Here is a 7,715-nt window from a genome sequence, read left to right as displayed (position 1 = left end):
AAGCGCAACATCATGCGCGAGTCCGGCGGCAACCCCGGCGCCCAGAACAACTGGGACGGCAACGCCCAGAAGGGCACCCCCTCCAAGGGCCTCCTGCAGGTCATCGACCCGACCTTCAACGCCTACCACGTCTCCGGCACCGCCAAGAGCGTCACCGACCCGGTCGCCAACATCACCGCCGCGGCCAACTACGCCGCCCACCGCTACGGCTCCATCGACAACGTCAACTCCGCCTACTGAGTCACGCCCCGCACCTCCAGGCGCGGAGCTGTAGCGGGCCGTATGGGCAAGTCCCGCCGGACCCGGCACAGTTGGCCGGCCCGCAGCGTCGCCACCTGCTGTGCGACACTGGGCGAGCGTCTGCGCAGCCCCGCAAGCCGTGAGGCACAACAGCCTGGTCTTCCCGGGATACGAGGCACACGTCCCCTACTGTGACGTTCGGTTGTGTACGTCCGTGCGCGGGATGGGGTTGAGACCGTGGCGTTCGCGGAGCCGAGCGACGGCAGCGGGTCCCTGCGCTCCCACAAGTCGGTCCACCGGCCCCAGCGGCGCATGTGGGTACCGCTCCTCGCCGTGTGCGCCGGGTATTTCATGGTCATCCTGGACGTGACGGTCATCAACGTCGCCGTGCCCGTGATCGGCCGGGACCTTCGGACCTCGCTCACCGGCATCCAGTGGATCACCGACGGCTACACCCTGGTCTTCGCCGGCTTCCTGCTGACCGGCGGCGCACTGGGGGACCGGCTCGGCAACCGACGGGTCTTCTGTTGGGGCGTGGCCGTGTTCACCGTGTCCTCGGCCGGGTGCGCCCTTGCCCCCGACGCCCCCTTCCTGGTCGCCGCCCGACTGCTGGAAGGGCTCGGCGCGGCGCTGATCGTGCCCGGTTCCCTGGCCCTGCTCCAACAGGCCTACCCGGTGCCGGCGGAACGCTCGCGGGCCTTCGGGCTGTGGGGTTCGATGGCGGGCATCGCGGCGTCGGCCGGGCCGCTGCTGGGCGGCCTGCTCGTGTCCACGGTGGGGTGGCGCTGGGTCTTTCTGATCAACCTTCCCGTCGGTGTGGCCTGCCTGCTGCTGACCCTGCGGCACGTGGCGCGTTCACCCCGGTGTGCCGCCCGGGCCCTGGACTGGCCGGCGCAGTGCGCGGTCGTGGCGGCGGTGGCCCTGCTGACCGCGGCTCTCAACGAGGCCGGACGGCGTGGCTGGACGGCCCCGGTCGTCCTCGCCGGGGTGGGCCTGGCCGCCGCGGCCGCCACGGCCTTCGTGGTGCGTGAGCGGCTGGCCGCGTCACCCGTTGTGCCCCTTCGCCTGCTCCGTTCCCGGGCGATGAGCGGGGGAGTCGTCATCGGCCTGCTGTTCAACTTCGGCTTCTACGGCATGGTGTTCACCGCGAGCCTGGAGTTCCAGCACCAGCGCGGCCTGAGCGCCCTCGGTACAGGGCTGGCGCTCTTCCCGGCGGTGGCGATGACCATGTTCGCCTCCGTCCTGTCCGGGCGGTTGGCCCGCCGTACCGGTGATCGTCCCCTGGTCGTCGCCGGCATGCTGCTGGCCGCCCTGGGGCTTGCGGGCTGGGCCGCGGCGGGTGCCGATCCCGCCTACCCGCTGCTGGTGGTCCCGATGATGGCCGCCGGATTCGGCACGTCCTTCGCCCTCACCGGTTCCACCGCGACGGTGATGGGCGCCGCGCCTTCGTCGTACTCAGGTGCCGCCTCCGCGCTGTTCAACACCGCCCGCCAGATCGGCAGCGCCACCGGCGTGGCGCTCGGGGGCAGCCTGCTCGCCACCTCCACCCACTACACCACCGGGCTGCGCACCAGCATGACCCTCGGCGCGCTGGCCTACCTCACCGCAGCGGTCCTCGCATGGCTGTGCGTGCCATCGAGGCCGCGATCAAGGTAGCGCGGGGTCCCACGCGCCCCGGGCGTTGCTCCCCGCGTTGGTGAACGCCCACGGCGCGCACACGGGTCGGACAGCTCTCCTGGTGTAAGGGGACGGTGAGTTGGCGGACCGGGGCGCATCATGTCCGACGGGGACGAACGGGAACCCGCGATCGTGGGTGCCGCGCACACCGGTCCTTACTTCGCTGGGCGGCGGTCCGCGAGAGCGCCACGAGTGGTATCCGTGCCCGGAAGGTGCCCGCAGGGCGGCCATCCTGCCGTCCACCTTGGTGGCCGGTTCCACCGTGCGCAGCTCTCGCCCGATCGAAAACCTCGATCTTCCCCCGTTTGCCGCAGGGGCTCGCGCCGCCCAGTCAGGAGATCGGACACGCTTCGCGATAATTTGATCATGCACAGCTATCACTCCCCGTTTGAGCCGCCCCGCGGAGGCTGAACCCGCCGCAGACCACTTCCAGCCGCAGTGACCTCGTACCTCGCGCCGCCGCACACCCTGTCGTACTCGGCGGACTCCACGAAGGGACCCCCCGAGAGTGAAGCCTCACCCCAAGAGCGGGACGCATCCCCTGGCCATCGGCGCGGCAGCGGTCTGCGGTGCTCTGGTCCTGACCGGCTGCGGCGCGAAGCACAAGCCGTCCGGCTCCGTCAGCAGACCACCTGCCAGCCCCTCCGCCGGCACCGCCACGGCCGCCGGTATCGACTGTGGCAAGGCGGCCGGCCTGCTGGCATCCGGCTCCACCGCCCAGCAGTATGCGATGCGGTTCTGGATCAAGAACTACACCCAGGCATGCCCAGGAACCCGGATCACCTACAACGGCACCGGTTCCGGAGCAGGTCAGACCGAGTTCCTGCACGGCCGTACCGCGTTCGCCGGCTCCGACTCCGCGCTGAGCCCCGCTCAGATCGCCCAGTCCAAGAGCGTCTGCAAGAGCGGAGGGAATGCCATCGACCTGCCGATGGTCGGCGGCCCGATCGCGGTCGGCTACAACCTGCAGGGGGTCGACAAACTGGTCCTTGACGCCCCAACCCTCGCGAAGATCTTCAACTCGCAGATCACCAGCTGGGACGATCCCTCGATCGCGAAGCTCAACCCGGGCACCACCCTCCCGAAGACGCCGATCCAGGCCCTCCACCGCTCCGATGCCTCGGGCACGACCGACAACTTCACCTCCTACCTGAGCACCACCGCCTCCGGCGCCTGGCCGTACCCGCACGGCAAGCAATGGGTCGGCAAGGGCGGGCAGTCCGCCGCAGGCTCCTCGGGCCTGGCCACCAAGGTGAAACAGACAGCGGGCGGGATCGGCTACTTCGAATTGCCGTACGCCATCAACAACACCATCCCCACCGCCTCCATCGCCACGGGTGCCCCTACCCCCGTCGACCCCAACATCATCAACGCCTCGAAAGCCATCGCGGGGGCCAAGACGACCGGTGCGGCGGGCGACATCAGGCTCACCATCGACTACACGACCAAAGCGGCGGACGCCTATCCCATCGACATGGTCACGTACGAAGTCGTCTGCAACAAAGGCAACAAACCGGCAACCTGGCCCGCCACCAAGGCGTTCCTCAACTACATCGCCAGCGAAAAAGGCCAGCAGGATCTCAGTTTCCAGGGCTACGCCACACTCCCCGCCAGTGTGATCGCCCAAGTCCGCACCACGATCACAAGCATTCCTTGAGTCGAGGGGCGGCCGGACAGTACGCCGCGCCTCCGCCAGGCCACGCGCCCAGCCACTTTCTCCCGAACCGCCCGCCGTCGCGCCCTGTGTCATCCCGCACGTGGTGCGGCGGCGTGCGGCCTTGCGGCGTGCAAGGTCCTCGTGCGCGATCAGCGGAAGGGAGAGCAGCCGCCGCTGAGTGCGTAGAGGAGGTGAGGCCATGCAACCGTGCCCAACAGAGCGTCGGCTTCGGGTGTGCCTCCGTACCGGAAGCGTGGAGATGCCGACGCCGGGCTTTCGCCAGGAAGGCGTGGCCGGTGACCGGCATCGTGGCGGGCGATCAGACGCACCGAGGCCCCGACCGAGCGTCGGCGCTGAGCCAGTTGTTCGGCAAAGGGAAGAGACGGCCACATCTCATCGTCGCCGCCCGCGACCAGCAGTAGATCGGCTCGCGCCTCGTCCACAGGGATCTCCGACGAAGAGAGCCGGTCAGCAAACGTGCGCTCGCTGAGTTCGTACCAGCCACGGATGGCGACTGGCCCACCGTCCGTCTCCGCGGGAGTCCAGGAATCGTCCAGGGGGACGAAAGGCAACGCCTGCCCTCGCCAGGTCCAGGACGATCGATAAGGGCGGAGGGCTCCATCGCGCCCGGGTCCGACGTTGCACCAGATCCGGGACGTGGGCGACATCGCGACGACAACGTCCACGCGCGGATCGTGCACCGCCGTGAGCAGCGCCGCCTCGGCTCCCTTGGAGGTGCCCAGAATGCCGATGCGTCGTGCCCCGTTCGAACGGAGGAAGTCGACGGCGGTGGTGAAGGTCTCCAGGGGGATCTCGCAGATCCCCTGGGACTGACCAGGACCGCCGAACCAGCGGATCGACACGGCCGTCATGCCCTCCCGGGCAAGGATGCGTGCTCTCTCCCGTTCCACGCGCCCGCTGGATCCCGCCAGGACCAGGACACCGATGTCACTGCCCCGGGCGGGAACGGCCAGTACGCCTTCCCAGGGATCGGCCAGCTCGCGCTCGGTGACATCCACGAGGTCCCCCGTCGGTCCGCCGCCATCTGTGCGCACAGCCTAGTTGACGTGGTCATTCCTCCGCCTGCATCCGCAGCGCAGCGCACCGCCTCCCGGGCGCTGGCCTCCCGCCGCGTGCGCCCGCCCCCATCCGCATACCTCGCACGCCACAAGGTACGACCAACGCCCCATCCTCCTCAGGGACTTCGGGACGAACTGCCCTGGCGAGCCGAAGTCTGCGGCGCTAGGTCTGTCGTACATCCTTGACGAAGACGATCCCGTCGTTTCCGGCCAGGTGCGCCGGGTCGAGCGGCGCGTAGCCGAACCAGGGGGATACGCGGGGCGCGGGACGCGTGTCGCCGAGGGCGGTGGCCAGCCGAGGGGCGTCGACGACGCAGCGGTCCTGCGGGAGCGCGTACAGGAGGCCTTCGACGGTGTCCGGGGCCGGAGCGTCCACTCCCTGGTGCCGGATCGTGCCGAGCGCCGTGGCCACGAAGGCGTACCCCTCGCCGAGCTGGGCGCTCACCAGCGCACCGGCGCTCCACCACTCCACCGGCCCCTGCCACATCTGCATCGTGCTCTTCTCCCGCTGGAGATGGGAGTTGTGGGCATGGACGAGTGCCGGGCCCCGAGCGGCGACGGCAAGGAGGTTGTGGGCCATCACCACATCCCGCAACGCGCACAGCCGCGTCATACGGGCCGGTGAGGTGTCGGCCATCCAGTAGTGGTAGCGCAGCAGACCGGTCGCGGTGCGCCCGTACAGGCGCGCCCGGTCCCAGTCGTCCCGCGAGGTCGCCGCGAGCAGGTGCGGCGTCTGCGCGTCGAGCAGCGCCACCAGCTCGTCGGCCAGCAGCCGCAACTCCCCGGCCTCGGCCGACCGCCCCACGGACCGGGCCGGGTCCATCATCGCGGCTGGGTCCGTCCACCGGTCGTCGGAACCGAGCAGGCGGTCGAGCGTTTCCCCGGTGCAGGGCAGCAGGTCCGCGTCCACCCGGGCCGCGAGGTAGTCGTGGAGTGCGGTGAGGGCCTGCCGGGGGCTCGCGGCGCCGGTGATCTCCAGTGGGCCGTCGAAGCCGGCGAAGCGGACCCGCTCGGACGCGGGCCGGCCGTCGTTGTAGGCGCGCATCCAGCGCACGAGCTCGCGGTTGGCCGCGGACGCGCCCAACCCGAGGTCCGGGTGGCTGAATCCGTGCTTCATGACCTCGTCGAGATCGCCGGTGCCCGAGGTGACGTAGTCGTCCACGACCAGGCCCATCATGCAGTCGCTCTCGATCGCGATCGTCCGGTAGCCCTCCTCCTCGACGAGCCGACGGAAGACCTCGTTGCGCAGGTCGAGCAGAACGTCCTCGCCGTGGGTGGGTTCGCCCAGGGCCAGCAGCCGCGGCCGGGCCGGGAGCAGCCTCATGACGGCGGCAGCCTCGAAGGCATGGACGGTGTCCTTGATGTCAGTGGCCATGCATTCAACGGTATCGTTGAACCTTCGGTTGAAACTTTTCCGCGATACCGTCGGCTCCATGCGGCGAAACCCTCAAAACGGTGAGCGACTCCGGCCGGTCGACCTGGCGCGCGGGCACGGTCTGTCCACGCAGGCGATCAGAAACTACGAGGAGGCCGGCATCCTTCCGGCCGCCGCTCGCACACCCCACGGCTACCGCACCTACACCTCGCTGCACGCGGGGGCCCTCCGCGCGTTTCTTGCCCTGGTGCCCGGCCACGGTCACCGGACGGCGACGTCGATCATGCGAGCCGTGAACCAGGGCGCGGTCGATGAGGCGTTCCGGCTCATCGACGAGAGCCACGCCCAACTCCTCGACGACCGGCGAACCCTGCAAGCCGTGGAGAACGCCCTCCGCGACCTGGAGCCCAGTGCGGCGCCCTCGCCCGGTGTGGGGCCCGAGCCGGCCGGGGTGTCCGGGCCCGGCGGTACGTTCATCGGGCCGCTGGCGGGGAAGCTCGGCATCCGGCCCGCCACGCTGCGCAAATGGGAGCGCGCCGGACTGGTGCGACCGCGCCGCGACCCGCTGACCGGGTACCGCGTCTACGACCAGGCCGACGTACGGGACGCCCGGCTGACCCACCAGCTCAGGCGGGGCGGCTACCTGCTGGAGCAGATCGCCCCGCTGATCGTCCAGGTGCGCGCGGCCGGCGGACTGGAGCCGCTGGAGGCCGCGCTGCGCGACTGGCGCGGTCGGCTGTCCGCCCGGGGGCGGGCAATGCTGACCGGCGCCGCAGAGCTGGAGGCGTACCTCCGCGAGCGCGGATGAGATTGCGGCCGTCAGGTGCGGAGACACGCCGAGGGCAGACACATCCGGCTACGCGACCGGCGCCCCCACACGGTCCCGCAGGGCGCTGACGCCGACGGCATCAGCGAAACGTTGATGGACCTGATGGTCGGTTCCCAGCACAGCCGGGCGAGGATGTGCCGGGAACCTCGTACACCGGAGCCCGAGGCACTGCCGGCGCCGGGTTCGAAGGCCATCCGCAGTGCGGCGCGACCCGAGCGCGCCCGGTGTCGTTGCCGGTCGCTTTTGCGATGCAAGGGGCGTTGCCGACTGGGAGTCTGCCCTTGCGTCGCCGACATCATCCCCACGTCCTCGACGATGTAGGCGTAGTGAAACCCAACCGGGTGCAGCGCCTCGAGTTCCCGCCCGAACCCACGCGTTGACCGTGACGCCGGGGGAGGGGCGGGAGCCGCTTCGCGCTTGCCGCGCCGCCCTGACGGGCCGTCGGTCACGAGGCCCCGGACGCAGGGGCGGAGCAGGGCGTTCACCTGTGTCCTTTCTGTTGCGCACCTGTAGCGGCGGTGGGGAACGCGCCTTGCGCTTACGGGTGCGCAACTGCGCCAAGGCACAGCCCGGTTACTGGCTGGTCCGTTCAGGCGCGGGCGGGCCCGTTCCTTGACCACGGAGCCCCCGCGTGAACTCTGGCCGCGGCGGGACTACCGGATCCGCCGCAGGGTCCGGGACCGCTTGCCGACAGCGGCGGCGTGGTGCCGAGGCCACTCCGATTGCGAACTTCGCGCTCAGAAAGCTGCGTTGACCTCGTTGACATTCCGTGAGCTCACGCGGGGGCTCCGTGGTCAAGGAACGGGCCCGCCCGCGCCTGAACGGACCAGCCAGTAACCGGGCTGTGCCTTGGCGCAG

At 70.2% G+C, this 7,715-nt stretch carries 6 protein-coding genes; 4 read left to right on the top strand and 2 right to left on the bottom strand.

Features of this window, described 5'->3' with window-relative positions:
* The 3 genes from ABT288_RS27605 to pstS form a co-directional block, all read left to right on the top strand.
* A partial coding sequence (locus ABT288_RS27605) for a transglycosylase SLT domain-containing protein (RefSeq protein WP_351612976.1) occupies positions 1–240 on the top strand: 240 nt, incomplete at its 5' end.
* A gap of 237 nt (positions 241–477) precedes the next feature.
* Complete coding sequence (locus ABT288_RS27600) at positions 478–1,896, top strand: MFS transporter (RefSeq protein ID WP_450859933.1); 1,419 nt, start codon at positions 478–480, stop codon at positions 1,894–1,896.
* A gap of 529 nt (positions 1,897–2,425) precedes the next feature.
* A complete protein-coding gene (gene pstS, locus ABT288_RS27595; RefSeq protein ID WP_351612973.1) occupies positions 2,426–3,574 on the top strand; it encodes a phosphate ABC transporter substrate-binding protein PstS in 1,149 nt (382 codons plus the stop codon).
* Positions 3,575–3,723: 149 nt separating this feature from the next.
* Here the strand turns inward: pstS and ABT288_RS27590 are convergent, their stop codons facing one another.
* Entirely contained in the window at positions 3,724–4,593 is an 870-nt protein-coding gene (locus tag ABT288_RS27590; protein ID WP_351612971.1) for an acyl-CoA thioester hydrolase/BAAT C-terminal domain-containing protein, read from the bottom strand.
* A gap of 223 nt (positions 4,594–4,816) precedes the next feature.
* A complete protein-coding gene (locus tag ABT288_RS27585; protein WP_351612968.1) occupies positions 4,817–6,028 on the bottom strand; it encodes an erythromycin esterase family protein in 1,212 nt (403 codons plus the stop codon).
* A gap of 58 nt (positions 6,029–6,086) precedes the next feature.
* Here ABT288_RS27585 and ABT288_RS27580 point away from each other — a divergent pair, with 58 nt between their 5' ends.
* Positions 6,087–6,836, top strand: coding sequence for a TioE family transcriptional regulator (locus ABT288_RS27580; protein WP_351612965.1), 750 nt, complete (start codon positions 6,087–6,089; stop codon positions 6,834–6,836).
* Positions 6,837–7,715 lie beyond the last annotated feature (879 nt).

The organism is Streptomyces sp. NPDC001093, assembly GCF_040298985.1.
Taxonomy (GTDB): Bacteria; Actinomycetota; Actinomycetes; order Streptomycetales; family Streptomycetaceae; genus Streptomyces.
Note: the sequence above shows the minus strand (reverse complement) of the source record. Positions and strands in the feature narration are given on the sequence as shown.